This window comes from Halomonas salsilacus (assembly GCF_051216275.1).
Lineage (GTDB): Bacteria > Pseudomonadota > Gammaproteobacteria > Pseudomonadales > Halomonadaceae > Halomonas.
This window is the reverse complement of sequence record NZ_JBPKAQ010000011.1, coordinates 57,147-74,821: the sequence shown is the minus strand read 5'-3', so window position 1 is coordinate 74,821 and position 17,675 is coordinate 57,147. Positions and strand designations below refer to the sequence as shown.

The 17,675-nt window shown below is 64.5% G+C and carries 15 protein-coding genes; 3 read left to right on the top strand and 12 right to left on the bottom strand.

The window, feature by feature from the left end; all coding sequences use genetic code 11:
- Positions 1–43: 43 nt before the first annotated feature.
- The 5 genes from ACR80S_RS14970 to ACR80S_RS14950 all read right to left on the bottom strand — a co-directional run bounded on the left by ACR80S_RS14970 (position 44) and on the right by ACR80S_RS14950 (position 7,127).
- Positions 44–859, bottom strand: a complete 816-nt coding sequence (locus ACR80S_RS14970) for an Abi family protein (RefSeq protein WP_435403701.1) — start codon at positions 857–859, stop codon at positions 44–46.
- A 3-nt stretch (positions 860–862) separates the two neighbouring features.
- Positions 863–2,668, bottom strand: a complete 1,806-nt coding sequence (locus ACR80S_RS14965) for a restriction endonuclease subunit S (RefSeq protein ID WP_435403700.1) — start codon at positions 2,666–2,668, stop codon at positions 863–865.
- Positions 2,665–4,149, bottom strand: a complete 1,485-nt coding sequence (locus ACR80S_RS14960) for a type I restriction-modification system subunit M (protein ID WP_435403699.1) — start codon at positions 4,147–4,149, stop codon at positions 2,665–2,667. Before ACR80S_RS14960 ends, ACR80S_RS14965 begins: the two co-directional genes overlap by 4 nt.
- A 117-nt stretch (positions 4,150–4,266) precedes the next feature.
- Positions 4,267–6,738 carry an EcoAI/FtnUII family type I restriction enzme subunit R gene (gene hsdR, locus ACR80S_RS14955; protein WP_435403698.1) on the bottom strand — a complete coding sequence of 824 codons (2,472 nt, stop codon included), beginning with the start codon at positions 6,736–6,738 and terminating at the stop codon, positions 4,267–4,269.
- 65 nt (positions 6,739–6,803) lie between these two features.
- A complete protein-coding gene (locus ACR80S_RS14950; protein WP_435403697.1) occupies positions 6,804–7,127 on the bottom strand; it encodes an antibiotic biosynthesis monooxygenase family protein in 324 nt (107 codons plus the stop codon).
- A 139-nt stretch (positions 7,128–7,266) separates the two neighbouring features.
- Here ACR80S_RS14950 and ACR80S_RS14945 point away from each other — a divergent pair, with 139 nt between their 5' ends.
- Positions 7,267–7,854, top strand: a complete 588-nt coding sequence (locus ACR80S_RS14945; RefSeq protein WP_435401827.1) for a DUF4202 domain-containing protein — start codon at positions 7,267–7,269, stop codon at positions 7,852–7,854.
- Positions 7,855–7,868: 14 nt separating this feature from the next.
- Here the strand turns inward: ACR80S_RS14945 and ACR80S_RS14940 are convergent, their stop codons facing one another.
- The 5 genes from ACR80S_RS14940 to ACR80S_RS14920 all read right to left on the bottom strand — a co-directional run bounded on the left by ACR80S_RS14940 (position 7,869) and on the right by ACR80S_RS14920 (position 13,030).
- Positions 7,869–8,273, bottom strand: a complete 405-nt coding sequence (locus tag ACR80S_RS14940; protein ID WP_435403696.1) for a DUF6746 family protein — start codon at positions 8,271–8,273, stop codon at positions 7,869–7,871.
- A gap of 215 nt (positions 8,274–8,488) precedes the next feature.
- A complete protein-coding gene (locus ACR80S_RS14935; protein ID WP_435403695.1) occupies positions 8,489–9,694 on the bottom strand; it encodes an acetate/propionate family kinase in 1,206 nt (401 codons plus the stop codon).
- Position 9,695: 1 nt separating this feature from the next.
- Positions 9,696–11,126: a bifunctional enoyl-CoA hydratase/phosphate acetyltransferase gene (locus tag ACR80S_RS14930; RefSeq protein ID WP_435403694.1), complete on the bottom strand. Its 1,431-nt coding sequence runs from the start codon at positions 11,124–11,126 to the stop codon at positions 9,696–9,698.
- Positions 11,127–11,204: 78 nt separating this feature from the next.
- Positions 11,205–12,266 carry a C45 family autoproteolytic acyltransferase/hydolase gene (locus ACR80S_RS14925; protein WP_435403693.1) on the bottom strand — a complete coding sequence of 354 codons (1,062 nt, stop codon included), beginning with the start codon at positions 12,264–12,266 and terminating at the stop codon, positions 11,205–11,207.
- 2 nt (positions 12,267–12,268) lie between these two features.
- Positions 12,269–13,030: a dienelactone hydrolase family protein gene (locus ACR80S_RS14920; RefSeq protein WP_435403692.1), complete on the bottom strand. Its 762-nt coding sequence runs from the start codon at positions 13,028–13,030 to the stop codon at positions 12,269–12,271.
- A gap of 193 nt (positions 13,031–13,223) precedes the next feature.
- Here ACR80S_RS14920 and ACR80S_RS14915 point away from each other — a divergent pair, with 193 nt between their 5' ends.
- Positions 13,224–14,429, top strand: coding sequence for an ABC transporter substrate-binding protein (locus ACR80S_RS14915; RefSeq protein WP_435401833.1), 1,206 nt, complete (start codon positions 13,224–13,226; stop codon positions 14,427–14,429).
- Between the two features lie 389 nt (positions 14,430–14,818).
- Entirely contained in the window at positions 14,819–15,241 is a 423-nt protein-coding gene (locus ACR80S_RS14910; protein WP_435401834.1) for a PRC-barrel domain-containing protein, read from the top strand.
- Positions 15,242–15,340: 99 nt separating this feature from the next.
- Here ACR80S_RS14910 and ACR80S_RS14905 read toward each other — a convergent pair whose 3' ends face one another.
- Positions 15,341–16,651, bottom strand: coding sequence for a branched-chain amino acid ABC transporter permease (locus ACR80S_RS14905; RefSeq protein ID WP_435403691.1), 1,311 nt, complete (start codon positions 16,649–16,651; stop codon positions 15,341–15,343).
- The gene (locus ACR80S_RS14900) at positions 16,651–17,658 is read right to left on the bottom strand and encodes a branched-chain amino acid ABC transporter permease (protein ID WP_435401836.1); all 1,008 of its coding nucleotides are present in this window, start codon (positions 17,656–17,658) and stop codon (positions 16,651–16,653) included. Before ACR80S_RS14900 ends, ACR80S_RS14905 begins: the two co-directional genes overlap by 1 nt.
- Positions 17,659–17,675: the final 17 nt, after the last annotated feature.

Sequence of the window (17,675 nt, the reverse complement as noted above, 5' to 3'; positions counted from 1 at the left end):
CCGATCGGTGGATCCGCTTTGCGGTGAAGCTGCTGAGGGGTTTTTAATGCCTGTTCGTCGGCTGCTCTGGCCAGCTCCACTGCTCCCATCCTTCGATGACGCCCATTCCATGCAGATCGAGCCCAACATGGGTGAGATCGGGAAACTCCTGTAGTAGGTCTATGTAACGTACCCACCAGCTGGAGCTGGGGTTGATTGTGGTCAGCAGGTGTTGGATCACGCACATCAAGACAAAGACGCGCGCCAGCAAGTGTTCTTGGCCAGGCTGCCAGGCCGTTTCGAAGAGTGGCACATCTCCGCTAACCGGCTTCCTGGGCTGATCCACCATATTGCGGTTCCACAGCCGGCTATGATGAGCGCAAACGTTGCGTAGATAATTCAGGCTGCGCAGCCAGAAGGCGAGCACTCGACCATCACGAATGCCGTAGCGGGCGGAAATTCGATCCTGATCGTCCTGGTGCATCCCGTCGTAGAGCGTGGACAGGGTGCCGAAGTCCCAGACTTCGCAGGCGATCCAGATGGGGAGCGGCAGCCCATACTTCTCCTTGTTATGGCGAATGAACTCCTCCTTGGAGCGGTTGATCATCACCGCCTGCTTCTGTAGCCATGCCTGGTGATCGGTAATGCCGGTCTTCTGATTGACCTCCTGGGCGAAGGCTTCGAAAAGACGGTCAGGGTCCAGATAGGAGAAAGGGCCATACTCGCCGAGGGTGTGGGAGATATCGACCCGGAATGCCACTTCGATTCGTTCCAGAGCGTCCATCACCAGCAGGCGCAACTTGAGGGTTTCCAACTGGTCGCGGTAGCTGAGCCAAGGTTTGTTATATCGCACGCCGGACTTCCCTGCTGTGATCGACATCGCTTAGGACACCGCCTTTTCCACCACCGCCCCGGCCAGGTGAGTGCGGATCTCGCCGGCCTCGCCCAGGCGGGCCTTGAGCTGGTCGCAAAGGGCCATCAGTTCGTCGACTTTTTCGACGATGCGGTGTTGTTCATTTGCTGGGCAAAGCGGTATTGGGGCCGCTTTAAGTTTGTCTTGAGAAATATTCATCTGACTTTCGGCCATTCCAGACTTCGCTGTCTCTAGGTATTGGTAGGTTTCTCCAGCGTTTAGGCAAAGACAAATATATTCTTCCGAAAAGCCTGCCTCGATCAGATGGAACCGAATGATTTTATCCGAAATCATTAACTTGGGTCGGGTTTCCTTGACGACGCAGGAAATTCCTACTCGGTTCTTTGGGCCTGCGCGAGTGATTAGGATGTCTCCGCGGCGCACCTCATATTGATCTTTTGGTGGCTTGTTGTCTGGGAGTTTTTTGTTTTCAACTTCCGAGTATTTCATTACTTGTACAGCTGTGGTTTTAAGCACGCCCCAAGCATCTGACTCTGCTGGATGAGAAGGGCATGCAGGGCTCCATCCCGCATCCATCACGCCAACCAATTCGCCAAGGTTTGCCCAAGACCACTGTGATGGAAGAGGAAGTTGGGAAATTTTGTCTTGAGTGCCAGAAGATTTTTTTTGCTTTTTTACTTTTCCTTCCTTGACCAGCCTCGCCTTCTCCTCGGCAATCCTTTCCAGCAGCACGCTGGCAGACTCGTCGTCGGGGTCCTGCTCCACCAGCTGACCCATTACCGCCAGTTGAAGGATCGCCTGCTTGAGCTTTTCGATGCTGGCTTCGGTTGTGAAGAGGGTATCGAAATGCTCGGCGATGCGGGCCCAGTTCTCGGCCACTTCTGCGGCGTCGGCGGAGCGGGAGAGAGAGCCTTCAGCGGGTTTGAATAAAGAGCCGAGAAGGGTATCGACCAGCACCTCATGGGCTTCAAGCTGGTCGCCGACCTGCTGCTCTAGCCGGTCACAGAGGGCCATCAGCTCGTCGACTTTTTCGACGATACGGTGTTGCTCCGAAAGTGAAGGCACCGGAAGAGGTATCTTCTGCATCACTGCCTGGTTGAGCTTTGCCCGCGTCATCCCGCGCACAAGTGGAAGCCAGTCAAGCTGATTGAAATAGCTAACCCAAAATTCTTCCGGTGTGTTTGCGAGGTTGCATATAACATGGGCATGATTGTTGACCCAGAATTTTCCATCAGCAATATATGCCACGCCTCTGATAGGGTCAGAGAAAAAGCCTCCGTCTTCAGCTATTAGTATTCGTTTTCCTTCATAAATGTAGTCGTCAACAGTTCCAACCTGACCGTTGGCCCCGTAATAGGGGTAGTCGCCTTTTCTAGCTTCACGCTCAGACTTGTTGAGCGGGACACGTAAATGGTCTTGGATATCAAAAATTTCGGCAAGCCTTGCCCATTGCCACCCATCCGGCAGCTCAAACGGCTTTTCTTCTTCTGTTATTTCCGGCAGCTTCTTCGGCTTCTTGATCTTCCCTTCCTTGACCAGCCGGGCCTTCTCCTCGGCGATGCGGACCAGCAGCACGCTGGCGGGTTCGTCGTCGGGGTCCTGGTCCACCAGCTTGCCGCGTACGGCGAGTTCCAGGATCAGTTCGCGCAGCTTCTTGATACCGGTCAACTCGATCTTTCCATGGCGACCTCTACCTGCCGTCGATCGGGTGGTGACGGCACTGGTCCAGAGATTCAGATGGTCGATCAGAATTTCCGATACATCAGCACTGCCGATTTCCTCAGCGCTGGTCAGCCCTGCCTCCCGCACGTTCATGCTCGGCCCTCCTGACCGGTGTGGCCCAGCGCATCGCCGAGGATCTGCTTGAGCTGGTCGCGGAGCTCCTGGATCTCGGCCTGCTGCTGGGCGTACTTCGCCAATAGCTCCTCCGGGTCGTGGCTGATCTGCTCGCCCTGATGGGGGTTTTTGATGTCCAGGTTGTAGTTGCGGGCCTGGATCTCCTCGATGCCGACCTTCCAGGCCTGCTCGGTCTCCTCGCGGCCGGCGAAGCCATCGCGCTCGTCGCCCCACCAGTCGATCTCGGCCTGGAACTCCTCGACCTTCATGGGCCGGGTCTTGCTGTAGTTCTTCACGCCCTCGGGGTAGGGGTGCTCGTAGTACCACACGGCCTCGGTGGGCCGGCCCTTGGTGAAGAACAGCAGGTTGGTCTTGATGCCGGTGTAGGGGTTGAACACGCCGTTGGGCAGCCGAACGATGGTGTGCAGGTTGCACTCGGTCAGCAGCTTCTCCTTGAGGCGGGTCTTCATGCCTTCGCCGAACAGGAAGCCGTCCGGCAGTACCACGGCAGCGCGGCCGTTCTCCTTGAGCAGGTGGATGAACAGCGTCAGGAACAGATCGGCGGTCTCTCGGGTGCGAAAGGCCTGGGGGAAGTTGGTCTCGATGCCGTCCTCCTCCATACCGCCGAAGGGCGGGTTGGCGATGATGACGTCCACCCGCTCGCGGGGCCCCCAACTGATCAGCGGGCGCGCCAGGGTGTTGTCGTGCTTGATCTGGCTGGGCACCTCGATGCCGTGAAGGATCAGGTTGGTGGTGGCCAGCAGGTGGGGCAGCGGTTTCTTCTCCACACCGTGGATGCTGCGCTGCAGGGTCTGCTCGTCCTCCGGGGTCTTCACGTAGCGGGTGCGCTTGTGTTCGATGGTGCAGGTGAGAAAGCCGCCGGTGCCGCAGGCCGGGTCCATCACGATCTCGTCGAGCTTGGGGTCTACGCGGTTGACCATGAACTCGGTGACCGCGCGCGGGGTGTAAAACTCCCCGGCGTTGCCGGCGCTCTGGAGGTCCTTGAGGATCTGCTCGTACATGTCGCCGAGCTGGTGGCGGTCATCCTGGGTGTTGAAGTCGATGCCGTCCTGCAGCTTGTTGATGACCTGGCGCATCAGCTGGCCGGACTTCATGTAGTTGTAGGCGTCCTCGAAGACATTGCGGATTACCACGCCGCGGGTGTCGTCGCCGCGGGGCTGCAGCTGCTGAAGGCCGGGGAACAGCATGGTGTCGACGAACTCCTTGAGCTCGTCGCCGGTCATGCCCTCGGGGTCGGCGGCCCAGCGGCGCCAGCGCAGCGGCTCGGGAATCGGCGAGCGGTAGTCGTCATTGAGGATTTCCCACTCTTGCTCCCGGTCGTCGAAGATCTTCAGGAACAGCATCCAGACGAGCTGGCCGATACGCTGGGCGTCGCCGTCGACGCCCACGTCCTTGCGCATGATGTCCTGGATGGACTTGATGGTGCTGCTGATGCTCATAGGGGGCGTGGGTTCCTTGCGATTCTGGGTGGATGCCGGACTATCCACAGGGGCTGGGCCGGCATCGGGTGTGGATAACGCCTGGTGGCTGGATAACGAGTGGCAACAGGATACCGCTCAGCCGCGGGTCTGGTAGAGGGCGTCTTCCAGTTCGTGGACCGCGCGGGTGTAGCCGGGCTTGCCGCCGAAGGCCTTCACCAGTTCCGTGACCGTGCCGATCGCGCTGAAGGGCGCGACATTGAGTACGTTGATGTCTTCGATGGGTGTGATACCGGCATCGGCATACTTGTCGACCAGCGATTCCAGCACCAGGCGCGCCTGGCCTTCATAGCGGGTGAAGATGTCGCGCTTCTTCACCTGGTCGGCGCGCTCGCGGCGGGTCAGCGGCGGGCGGTCGAAGGCGATGTGGCAGATCACATCGAAAGGGTCGGGCTCGTCGCCCCAGGTCTTGCGAAGCTCGGCCGCCAGTTCCTCCCAGAGCACGCCCTGTTCGGCGAGCTCGTCGAGGATCGCCTGCTTGCGCTCGGCGTCGTGCCAGCGGCGCAGGAAGTCGTCCAGGGAGGCGAACTGTTCTTTCACCTTCTTGCGGGTGTAGTCGCGCAGGCTCTCGGTGATCAGCTTGCCGTCCGGGCCCAGGTACTGCACCCGCTCGGCCACCACGCTGACCTCCACGTCATCGACCCGATACTTCACCCGCTTGGCGGGGCCTTCGTCGTCGCCGAGGCCGGTGCCGCCAAGCCCTGTGGTAGCGGAGCTGTCGTCGCTCTGCCAGGTGGCGCCCTCTTCCGGCTCGTAGGTGCCCCAGCCCTCTTCGACGCCTTCCGCATGGGCTTCGGCGAGGGCCTCGGCGCTGTCGCCGGGGGCCACATCGTCCTCGGCCAGCTCGTCATCCGGCACAATGGGGTCGTCGCCCCTGGGCTGGTAGACCTTCACCGGGTCGCCGTCGAAGTCGGGGTCGGCGAACAGCTCGGTGGCCTTCTTGAAATCAAGGATGGTGAACCAGTGCTTGTGGTAGTCGTCGTTGATGCGGGTGCCGCGGCCGATGATCTGCTTGAACTCGGTCATCGACTGGATACGCTGGTCGAGCACGATCAGCTTGCAGGTCTGGGCGTCGACGCCGGTGGTCAAAAGCTTGCTGGTGGTGGCGATGACCGGGTAGCGCGCTTCCGGGTTGGTGAAGTTGTAAATTTCGGCCTTGCCTTCCTTCTCGTCGCCGGTGATGCGCATCACGTACTTGCGGTTCTCGGCCACGCGCCTGGGGTTGAGGTTGACCAGCGCCTGACGCATGCGCTCGGCGTGGTCGATGTCCTCGCAGAAGACGATGGCCTTCTGATAGGGGTCGCTGCCCTCCAGGAACTCGGTGATCTTGCGCGCCACCAGCTCGGTGCGCTTCTCCAGCACCAGGTGCCGGTCGAAGTCCTTCTGGTTGTAGATGCGGTCCTCGATCTCCTGGCCGAGGGCGTCACGCTGGCCCTTGCTGGGCCGCCAGCCCTGCAGGTCGCGGTCGATGTCCACCCGCACCACCTTGTAGGGGGCGAGGAAGCCGTCCTCGATGCCCTGCTTGAGCGAGTAGCTGTAGACCGGCTCGCCGAAGTAATCGATGTTGGAGACCTCCTTCGTCTCCTTGGGCGTGGCGGTCAGGCCGATATGGGTGGCCGAGGAGAAGTAGTCGAGGATCGAGCGCCAGGCGGAATCCACCGCCGCGCTGCCGCGGTGGCACTCGTCGATGACGATCAGGTCGAAGAAGTCCGGCGAGAACTGCTTGTAGATGTTCTGCGCCTCCTCGCTGCCGGTTACCGCCTGGTAGAGCGAGAGATAGATCTCGTAGGACTTGTCCACCGTGCGGTGGGTGACCTTGGTCATGGCCTGGCCGAACGGCTTGAAGTCATTGTTCTTGGTCTGGTCGACCAGGATGTTGCGGTCGGCCAGAAACAGAATGCGTTTCTTCTGCTTGGCCTTCCACAGCCGCCAGATGATCTGGAAGGCGGTGAAGGTCTTGCCGGTGCCGGTGGCCATCACCAGCAGGATGCGGTCCTGGCCGCGGGCCACCGCTTCCACGGCGCGGTTGATGGCGATGCGCTGGTAGTAGCGAGGGCTGCGGCCGCTGCCGTCATCGTAGTAGGGCTGCTCCACCACCGGGCGTTGGGCCGGGCCGATGCCCTTGTAGCGGCAGTAGCGCTCCCAGAGTTCCTCCGGCGAGGGAAAGTCGTCGAGGCCGAGCACGGTCTCGGTCTGCCCGCCCAGGCCGGTGCGGTCGTGGAACAGGAAGCCGTCGCCGTTGCTTGCGAACACGAACGGCACGTCCAGGGCATCGCTGTAGGCCAGCGCCTGCTGCATGCCGTCGCCGAGGCCTTGCTTGTTGTCCTTGGCCTCGATCACCGCGATGGGCTGGTGCTTCTGGTAACTCAGCAGGTAATCGGCGCGGCGCCGCTTGCCGCGAGTGTGCAGCCGCCCGCGCACGATGATGCGCCCGGCGGTGAACGACACCTCCTCGCGCACCTGCACCTGGATGTCCCAGCCGGCACGCTCCAGCGCCGGGGTAATGAACTTGGTGCAGATGTCCCGTTCGCTGAGGGCCTTCTTGTCCATGGCAGCATCCTGCGCGTCGATGGCGGGGCGGTATTAGTTACCTAAGCTTACGCTACGCGAGCAAGCTAAGCATCCTGCGAACCCGGCGGCATCACCACCCACTCCGGCTCCTCGAATTCGCCGATCAGGCGGATCTCGCAGCAGGGGGCAGCGCTGCGGATGATCTCCTTCACCGTCGGGTCGCGCTTGGCCTCCATGGCGTCGCGACTGGCCTTGCTGTCCCAGTGGGCGATGGCGATCAGGGTGGTGGGGTCATCGATCCTGCGATGCAGCTCAGTGCCTAGCGCCCCCGGCGCCCGCTGGATGATCTCGCTGGCGCGCACCCAGGACTGGGCGTAGTCCTCGGCCCGGTAGCCGTCGCGGATATGCACTTCGAAGATATATTTCATGGCGACTCTCCTTCTCGCTGTTCCTCGGTCTTCCGATCAGTGTATCCCGATGCGGTACTGACACCGCCCTGATCCAGCCACTACGCTGATAGGCGGTAAGGCAACGAGAATGATCCGCCATCAATGACAAGGAGTGCGCATGTCTGAAACCCCCTATGCGAAGACCCTGGCTGCCCTGGATGCACTGCATGCGCAGGATCCACGTAGCGTGGAGGTCGAGGGCGAGCCCGTGCCCCGGGAGCTGTGGCACGCCTGGCGCATGAGCGCCTGGCTGGAGCGGCTGCATGAGCGGCCCGATGAGCGGATGCGCCTGGCGGTGCGCGGACAGCATCTGCAGCGCTGGCAGGTGCCGCGTAGCGACTATCCGGAAGGGCGTGTGGGCTATCTGACCTGGCGGCGCGACCAGGGGCAGCGCGCCGGCGAGACTACCGCCGGGCTGATGCGCGCGGCGGGCTTCGATGACGAGGGGGCCGAGACGGTGCAGCGGATGATCCGCAAGCAGGGGCTGGGGCGTGATCCGGGGGCCCAGGCGGTGGAGGACTGCGCCTGCCTGGTGTTCCTGGAGAACTACTTCGCGGACTTCTCGAAACAGATCGACCACGATCACCTGATCCGCATCGTGCAGATGACCTGGAAGAAGATGTCGCCGAAGGCCCATGAGCTGGCGCTGGGCCTGCCCATGAGCGATGAGGCGAGGGGGCTGGTGGAGGAGGCGCTGGGCGCCTGAGGCCGTGCTTCAGGCTACCTCACCAGGGGGCGAATGGTCTCCAGGTAGGTCAGGCCGTTCTCGCGCACACGATCCTGTTCCATGTTTTCCGAGCCGAGGTGGACCTCTTCCACCAGGGTCGCCATGTTATTCACCTCCTGGTCGATCCTCGCCAGGGCAATTTCCAGGGTATAGGTGAGCTGATGGATGATGGCCATGTCGTCATCGCTCAGCTCATCCTTGGCGAGCAGGGCGGCGAGATGGTCATTGGTTGAGGACAGGTTGCTGACCGCCTGGGAGAGGCTGTCGGCGCTCTGGCCTTCGAAGTGGTTGGCACGCTCCTCGACTTGTTCCTCGGCCTGTTCCTCGGCCTGTTCCTCGGCATGAACACCGCCGGCCATCAGGCCGGCACACAGGGCGACAAGCAGCACTCTCTTCATGGGGGGATGCTCCGGCGGTTACGTGGTAATGATTCGTGTTTGCAAAAGGTAGTCCCGGTTCTGTGGGGGCGCAAGGACTGGCTGGGGGAGCCGGGCGGGGACCTTGACCCAGGACAACATCTGGCAAGGTGGAGAGTTCACATCCAGACGTCTGAGTTGTGACGGCCCGCCGTGGGTGGGCCGCTTTTCGTCGCGGCAGAGTGCGATGGCTGGCCCTATTTCAAGCCCTTCGCTTGGCCCACTCGCCGGGCGCTGTACCAGGCGATCATGCGCTCCTCGTCGGTGGGGATTACCCAGGCCCCGGTGCGGCTGTCGGCGCTGCTGATGCGGCTGGCGTGGCGGCGGTTGGCGTCGGCGTCGAGGGTCAGGCCCAGCCACTCGCAGCCCCGGCAGATGGCCTCGCGCACCGGTGCGGCATGTTCGCCGATGCCGGCGGTGAAGACGAGTTGGTCGAGCCCGCCCAGGGCGGCGGCCAGGCTGCCGATCTCGCGCACGGCGCGGTAGGCATAAAGCGCCACCGCTTCGCGGGCCTCGGGCGCGGGACTTTCCAGCAGCTCGCGCATGTCGCCACTGATGCCGGAGACGCCGAGCAGGCCGGAGCGCTTGTAGAGCAGCTCGGTGACTTCCTTGACGCTCATGCCCTCCTGCTGGATCAGGTGCAGCACCAGCCCGGGGTCGAGGCTGCCGCTGCGGGTGCCCATGGGCATGCCTTCGATGGCGGTGAAGCCCATGGTGGAGGCGACGCTTGTGCCGTGGCGGATGGCGCACAGGCTGGCGCCGTTGCCCAGATGGGCGACAATCACCCGCTCGCGGGGGGCATCACCCAGATACGTTGGCAGCACCTGGTTGATGTAGTCGTAGGAGAGGCCGTGGAAGCCGTAGCGGATCAGCCCGCGCTCGGTCATCTCCCGGGGAAGGGCGAACTGACGGGCCACCTCGGGCTGGTCGGCGTGGAAGGCGGTGTCGAAGCAGGCCACCTGGGGCAGCTCGGGGTAGCGCTCGGCGAGCGGTGCCACCGGGTCCAGGCAGAAGGGCTGGTGAAGCGGCGCCAGCGGTTCGAACTCCCTCAGCGCGGCGGTAATCTCGGGTGTGAGCACCACGGGGCGGTGGTAGGCGCGGCCGCCGTGAACCACCCGGTGCCCCACCGCGGCGAGCGTGAGGTCGGGGATGGCGTCGAGCCAGCTCAGCAGTCGCGTGGTGGCACCGGGCAGCTCCAACCGCGCGGGCAGCTCGCCGCTGTCTACCGCCACGGGGCGGCCCTCGCCATCCTTCAGCGTCAATTTGGGCGTGCCGCCATTCAGCCCGGAAAACGTGCCGCGATAGCGGGGCGTCAGGGTGTCGAGGGAGCCGGCGCCCGCCAGCGGGTAGAGGGCAAACTTAAGGCTGGACGAGCCGCTGTTGAGGGTCAGGATATGGCTCATCTCAGGCGCCCAGGTCGGAATCGGGCAGGCCTAGATGTTTCTGGTGTTCGGCCACCAGCAGGGCCAGGGCGCAGGAGGCCATGCGAGTGATGGCTTCGTCGGCGCGGCTGGTCAGGATGATGGGGACCCGGGCGCCCAGCACCAGGCCGGCGCCGGTGGCATCCGCCAGGTAGGTGAGCTGTTTCATCAGCATGTTGGCGGATTCCAGGTCCGGGGCAACCAGGATATCCGCCCGGCCGGCGACCGGGGAGTCGATGCCCTTGGTGCGCGCGGCGCTCTCGGAGATGGCGTTGTCGAAGGCCAGCGGGCCGTCCAGGGTGCCGCCCTGGATCTGGCCGCGGTCGGCCATCTTGCACAGGGCGGCGGCATCCAGGGTGGAGGGGATCCGGGGGTTGATGGTTTCCACCGCGGAGAGGATGGCCACCTTGGGGTCGTGATTGCCCAGGGCGTGGGCCAGCTCAATGGCATTGCAGATGATGTCGCGCTTCTGGTCGAGGCTGGGGGAGATATTGATGGCGGCGTCGGTGATGAACAGCGGCCGCGGATAGGTGGGCACGTCGAAGGCCATCACGTGGCTGATGCAGCGCTCGGTGCGCAGGCCGCCGTTGCGCTTGAGCACCTCGTGCATCAGCTCGTCGGTGTGCAGGGCCCCCTTCATGATGGCCTCGGCGCGTCCCTCCCGTACCAGGGCCACGGCGCGTTCCGCCGCGGCGTGGCTATGGGGGACGTCGATCAGCTCGAACTCGCCGATATCGAGTCGGGCGGCATCGGCGGCGGCGCGGATCTTGGCCTGCGGCCCGACCAGCAGGGGGATGATCAGGCCCTGGCGGGCGGCGGCCACGGCGCCGGTCAGCGAGACATCATCCACCGGGTGCACCACGGCCACGTTAATGGCGGGTGGGTGGTCGGCGGCGGAGAGGATCTCGTGCAAGCGGCCGCGTTCGGCCAGGCGCACCGTGGGCATGACGGTGCGGGGCCGACGGATCTTCTCCTTGGGTGCGAGTACTCGGGCCTCGCCCTCGATCACCACCTTGCCCCGCTGGTTCTCGCAGCGGCAGTCCAGGGTCAGCAGTGAGCTGGTGTCGTCCTTGGCGGTGACGCGTACGCTGACCCTGAGCACGTCGCCCAGGGCGACCGGTGCCCGGAAGTTCAGCGTCTGGCCCAGGTAGAGGGTGCCGGGCCCGGGCAGCTGGGTGCCCAGCACCGTGGAGATCAGCGCGCCGCCCCACATGCCGTGGGCGATGACCTCCTGGAAGCGGGAGCTTCGCGCGAAGTCGTCGTCCACATGGGAGGGGTTGACGTCTCCGGACATGATCGCGAACAGCTTGATGTCATCCAGGGTCAGTCGCTTCTCGAGGTGCGCCTCATCGCCTACCTGGATCTCATCAAAGGTGCGATTCTCGATATAACGGTCGTCGTTGGGGGCATCCATGGGGGCGGCTCCGATGATGGTTACTGCGATGCAGCAAATTCAGACTCCATCATAGCCTGTCTCTGGTGACCCTGCGTCTCAAAGCGTTACCACGAGGGCCTGCTCGGTCTCGCAGGGCTTGCCGTGGCGCAGGGCGAGGCGCTTCTCGGTGAGGTTCATCACCACGCCGAACAGCGTCTCCATGCGTTCCTCTTCGGGCTGGGCGGGGTTGAAGTGGCGGCAGAGGGAGAGCGGCTCGCCGTGGTGGTCGCCGAGGAGCTCGAACAGCGCCGCCTCGTCAACCGCTGCTTCGGCCGGCGGTGATTCGCGCAGCAGTTCGTCCAGGCGCGCCAGGCGCGGGCGCGAGTCGGGGCGCGGGAAGTCCTCCACCTTGCCGGTGAAGGCGGGGGCGTAGAGATGGTTGGTGTGGGTGACCACGCCGCCCTGGGCCTCGAGCCGGCCCGGCTCGCCGGGGTGCACCTCGAGCCCCACCGCCTCGCCCTCGGCAGTGGCCACCAGGAAGTGGGCGGGGGAACAGACCCGGTCGCGGCTGGCCACCGCCAGGGCGCTTTCCATGTCGGGGCTCTCCAGGATCTTGCGCAACGCCACGTGAATCGGCAGCCCCTCGCCGCAGGTTTGCGAGCGAATGGCGTTGAGGCAGACGCCGAGGCCATGGGCGTTCATGCCGATCTTGGCCACCATGCCCGCCTCACCGACGCTGACCAGCGGGGCCTGGCCCTCGCCGCTGATCTTCAGCACCACCACGTTGTGCAGCTGGTCGGTGCGCCAGTCCCAGTTCTGGGCCAACCACTGGGTGTTTGCGCGGTGCAGGGCGAAGGCGGAGCAGCCACCGCTGGCGCGGGTCAGGGAGATCTCGCTTCTGCAGTTGAGGGTGAGGATGTCGATGGGCTCGATGCCGGCGCCCTCGGCGATGGCGTCCATCTCCTCGAGGATCTCCGGAAAGCCGCGTTCGATCATCCTGCCGAAGCGTTCGGCTTCCACCCGGGCCCGGGCCCAGCGGATGCCCACGAAGTCATGGAACAACCGGTCGTAGACCTCCAGGCTGCGCTGGATCAGTCGGGCGTGGGTGCGGCCGTGGGCCAGGCCGATCTCGCGGCGGCTGCCGCCGAGCTCGGTGACGGTGAGCAGCTCCTGCAGCATGGTCAGAACGCCTCGACCAGCAGCTCGAGGAAGGCGGCCCAGGATTTCTCGTCGGCGCGCTCCTGGTAGGCATCGCTGCCGAATACCGTGAAACCGTGGGGGGCACCGGAGTAGACCTGGATCTCGTAGGTCGCCTCGGCGGCCTCCAGCTCCTCGGCCAAGGTGGCCACCTCGCTCATGGGAATGGCGCTGTCGGCCCCGCCGTGGGCGATCAGGATCGGACCCACGCCATTCGGCCACTGCTGGCCCTCCGGAGTGGCGAGGCCGCCGTGGAAGCTGGCGTAGCCGTGCACGCCCTCGGCCTCGCCGGAGCGGGCCAGCTCCAGAGCCACGGCGCCGCCGAAGCAGTAGCCCATCACCACGCTGGCCTCGGCGGCGCCCTGGGCGCGGGCCTCGGTCAGGCCGGCCAGCGTCAGGGTGCGCATGCGTTCGCGGTCCTCGTAGAGCCGTGCGGTCTCGGTGCGCTTCTTCTCGACCTCCTGGGGGCGGTTGCCCTGGCCGTAGAGGTCCACGGCGAAAGCGTCATAGCCCTGCTCGGCGAGCATGTCGGCGCGCTGGCGCTCGTAGTCGTCCAGGCCGTCCCAGTCGTGGATGATCAGCACGCTGCCGCGGGACTCGCCCTCGGCGCTGGCCAGATAGCCCTCGAAGGCCTCGCCGTCCACGTCGTAGACGATGTCCTGGCCAGCAGGGGTGAAGGCGTGGGCGCTGCCGGCGGCGAGCGCCAGGGCGACGGTCAGGGGCAGGGTGAGTGGTTGTAAACGCATCGGGTGCTCCAGTGGCTGGGAGAGGGTCGGTGACCTTTCAGTATAGGCATGATGGCATGCCCTGCCGTTGGCGCCGGGAGTTGACCGTTGGGGTGGCCAGCGTTGGCAGGAACGGCTTGTGATTTCCTGCGTGGCGTTCCAGATTGAGCTAGGGACTCACCATCATATATTTCGCAACTAACGGGACAACAACATGAAGAAAAGCATCCTGTCGATGGCCATCGCGGCCTCTGCCCTGACGCTGGCCGGCGCGGCCCAGGCCGAGGTGAAGGTCGGCTTTCTTGGCGGTTTTACCGGGGGCATCGAGAGCCTGACGCCGCCGATCTTCGACGGCGCCCAGCTGGCGGTACAGCAGGTCAACGAGCAGGGCGGCATCCTGGGCGGCCAGACGCTGGTGATGCCCAGCGGGGACACCACCTGCGGCGACGCCTCGGCGGCCTCCAACGCGGCGGACCGCATGGTCAACACCGAGAACGTCACCGCCATCGTCGGTGCCCTGTGCACCGGGGCGACCATCGCGGCCGCCAACAATGCGGGCATCCCCGGTGGCGTGGTGATGGTCTCGCCGGCCTCAACGGCGCCGGCGGTGAGCGAGCTGGACGACAACGACCTGGTGTTCCGCACCGTGCCGTCCGATGCTTTCCAGGGAGAGATGCTGGCCAAGCTGGTGCTCGACAAGGGCATCGACTATGTGGCCGTGACCTACGTGAACAACGACTACGGCCGTGGCCTGGCAGATGCCTTCGGTGAGGCCTTCGAGGCGGGCGGCGGCACCGTGGCCGAGAACCTGGCCCACGAGGACAACCGCGCCGATTACCGCTCCGAGTTGGGTTCGCTCTCCGCCAGCGGCGCCGACACCCTGGTGGTGCTCGCCTATGCCGACACCTCCGGCCAGACGGTGCTGCGCCAGGCCTACGAGGCCGGCACCTTTACCCAGTATGTCGGCGCTGACGGTATGGTGGGCGACAGCCTGGTGGAGGCGATCGGTGCCGATGTGCTGGAGGGCATGATCGCCACCCGCCCGGGCAGCCCCGACCTGCCGGGTGCCGAACTCTTCAACGCCGCCGCCGAGGCCGCCGAGATCGATCCCAGCGCGGTGTTCGCGGCCCAGGCCTACGACGCCGCCTTCCTGCTGGCGCTGGCCATCGAGCAGAACGGCAGCGCCGAGCGCGAGGGCCTCTCCGCGGCGCTGCGCAGCGTGGCCAATGAACCCGGTGAGGTGATCCTTCCCGGCGAGTGGGAGAAGGCCGTGGAGCTCATCGCCGCCGGCACGGAAATCAACTACGAGGGCGCCTCCGGCACCCACGAGTTCGACGAGAACGGCGACGTGCCGGGTGTGGTGGTCGAGATGGTGGTCGAGGACGGCCGCTTCGTCAGCAAGGGCTTCGTCGAGCCTTGAACGCGCGAACGACCTGATACTGCGCTGCTATCGCGATAATCAACGAAGGCCTCGGCATTGCCGAGGCCTTGTTGTCTGTCGCTTCGCCCGTTGGCGTCACGCTGTTCTGCAAGTGAGGCACCGCGGGCGGCCGGCTGTGCCACAAGATGCCATCCGACACACTGCGTTTCAAAAAACCCACAAAGCGCACCTTGCGGGGCCCATCTCCCTGACTAGACTTCGAGCATCGGTTCTCACCGGGCTTAGACGTCGAAATTCAGTCGTCTGTTATTCTCACTCTGGACCGATATCGCTGCATGCCTTGATGCTGGAATATGAGAAAGGAAACATGGGAAACAAGCGTTGAATACGTGCCCAATATCTCTACTCTGTACTGCAAGGAGGATGACATGAAAACCCTTTCCACCGCCCTGGTCGGCTCGTGCTTTACCCTCGCATTACTGGTCCCCGGCGCTATGACGTTCGCCGACCAGCATGAGGCCGAGACCACTGAAATGCACATGGAAGCCACCTTCGTGACGCACAGGAGTACGGGTCATATGGAGTCCGACGACTTCATAGGTGCCACGGTGAAGAGCACGGCCGAGGAAGATGAGGATATCGGCAACGTCGATAAGTTGCTGATCGATGAATCCGGCCAGATCACCGCCTTGGTGCTCAGCCTCGGAGGCTTCCTGGGCATGGGCGAGAAGGACATCGCCATCGCCTGGGACTCACTCGACATTGCCCACGAAGACGACGACCTGGTCATCCGGGTCAATGCGACCCAGGATGCGCTGGAGAATGCCCCCGAATATGAGGGTGAAGAGTGATTAAGTAGAAGCGCATGGCGAAGCGGTAACCTTTCCTGTTCCGGGTGCTTGCCACCCGGTTTTTTTGGTAATTCACAGCAGCCATGCAGAACGTGCTCGCTATCCGTGGTGCTTGACCTTTTCGGGCAGCAAGCCCTTGGGTGCGAAGCGCAGCACCAGGGTGATCAGCAGGCCGATCACGAACACCCTGGCCTGCAGGGCGCGGCTCTCGATGTTGCGCGGCGGCTCCCAGGCGAACCACAGGTCGCCGAGGTGCACCGCCAGGCTCATCAGCGCCAGGGCCAGCGGCTCGGACATGATCCAGATGAGATAGACCGCCACGGCGCCGAAGAGGGTGCCCAGATTGTTGCCGGGGCCCCCCAGGATCACCATCACCAGCACCAGGAAGGTGTGGTTGAGGGGCAGGTAGCCGTCCGGGTCGAACAGGCTGTTGAAGGTGGTCAGCACGCCGCCGCCGATGCCCATCAGGATGCAGCCCAGCACGAAGATCTCCAGGCGGCGGCGGTTGATGTCCTTGCCCATGGCGGCGGCGGAGTCCTCGTTGTCGCGGATGGCACGGATCATGCGGCCCCAGGGGGCATGGTAGGCGCGATGCAGCAGGAAGAAGATCACCGCGATGATGACCGCCGTGACCGACAGGTAGATGGCACGGGACAGGGTAAAGCCCAGTTCCGCCGGCCCCGGGGTGGGCCAGGGCAGTGGCGACACGGTGGCGGTGCCGCGGGTCAGCCAGTCGGAGTTCTTGAGGAAGGCCTTGATGATCTCGGCGATGCCCAGGGTGGCGATGGCCAGGTAGTCGCTGCGCAGCCCCAGGCAGATGTGGCCGATGAAATAGCCCACGGCCCCGGCGAGTGCCCCGCCGACGATCCAGCCGGTCCAGGCGGGCAGGCCGAGGCCCCCGATGAAGCCGGCCCGGGACTGGATCTCGCCGGTGACCTCGCGCAGCAGGCTGATCACCGTGAGATACAGCACCACCGCCAGCACCACGGCGATCACCGTGCGCAGTCGCTTCGGCACGCCCAGGCGGTCGAGCCGGGTGGCGCCATAGACCAATACGGCCGCCGCCGCGCCATAGAGCAGCACCTTGCCCAGCTCACCGGGCAGCTCGCTGGCCCAGAAGTCGCCGTTGACCGGCACGCTGAAGGCCATGGCGCAGTAGCCGCCCAGGGCCACGAAACCCATCACCCCGGCGTTGAACTGCCCCGCGTAGCCCCACTGGATGGTCAGGCCCAGGGCCAGGATGGCGTAGCAGGCGGCCTCCACCAGCATGCGGGTGCTGTAGGCGGCGCCCATCATGGCGTAGATGCCGAGGATGGCCGCCAGCAGGGCGGCGAACAGCACCACCTCGCGCAGCGGGAAGCGGGGCGGGGTGGCGACCAGGTCCTCGCGCTGCTTGTCTTGTGTGCTCATCAGATCACCTTGCCCTTGAAGATGCCGGTGGGTCGCCATACCAGGATGGCGATCAGGATGAAGAACGGCACCACGATCTTGTATTCGGTGCCCACGAAGGCCAGGTTGCCGGCCTGGGCGAGCCACTCGGGCAGGCTGTCGCGGAAGGGCCGCAGCAGCACCGCCCAGTTGAATACCGCGAGGGTCTCGGCGAAGCCGACCACGAAGCCGCCGGCGATGGCGCCGTAGGGGTGGCCCACGCCGCCGACGATGGCCGCCGCAAAGATCGGCAGCAGCAGGAAGAAGCTCAGGTCGGGCTTGAAGGTGACGTCCAGCGCCAGCAGGGTGCCGGCGATGGCGGCCAGGCCCCCGGCGATCACCCAGGTCACCGCCACGATGGCGTTGGTATTGATGCCCGAAGCCCGGGCCAGGTCGGGGTTGTCGGACATGGCGCGCATCGCCTTGCCCAGCCGCGAGCGGCTGAGGAAGAGGTGCAGGCCTATCACGCAGGCCAGCGTCAGCACGAAGAGGATGATCTGCGGCTCGGTGATCACTATCGGCGCCCGGACGCCCTCGAAGGGCAGGGCGAGGCGGTAGATCTCCTTGCGCTCGCCGGCCATGTAGAGGTTCTGGCCGCTGGTGCCGGCGAACAGTCGTATCAGCCCCTGCAGCATCAGGGTCACGCCCAGCGAACCGATTACCATGACGATGGGCTTGACCCCGTGGGCGCGCAGCGGCTTGTAGAAGGCCTTGTCGATGCCCACCGCGAGCAGTGCGGTGAGCACCATGGCCAGCGGCAGCATGACCACCGGCGTGGGCAGCCCCACGATCCCGCCTACCCCCGGAAACGCCGCGGTGAGCAGCAGCACCATGAAGGCGCCGAAGGTCATCATGTCGGCGTGGGCGAAGTGGGCGAAGCGCATGATGCTGAAGATCAGCGTCACGCCGATGGCGCCGATGGCGTAGATCGAGCCGGTCACGCTGCCGGCAATCACGACGTTGTTGATGAAGAAGACGAGTTCATTCACGACGGTTGTTCTCCTGT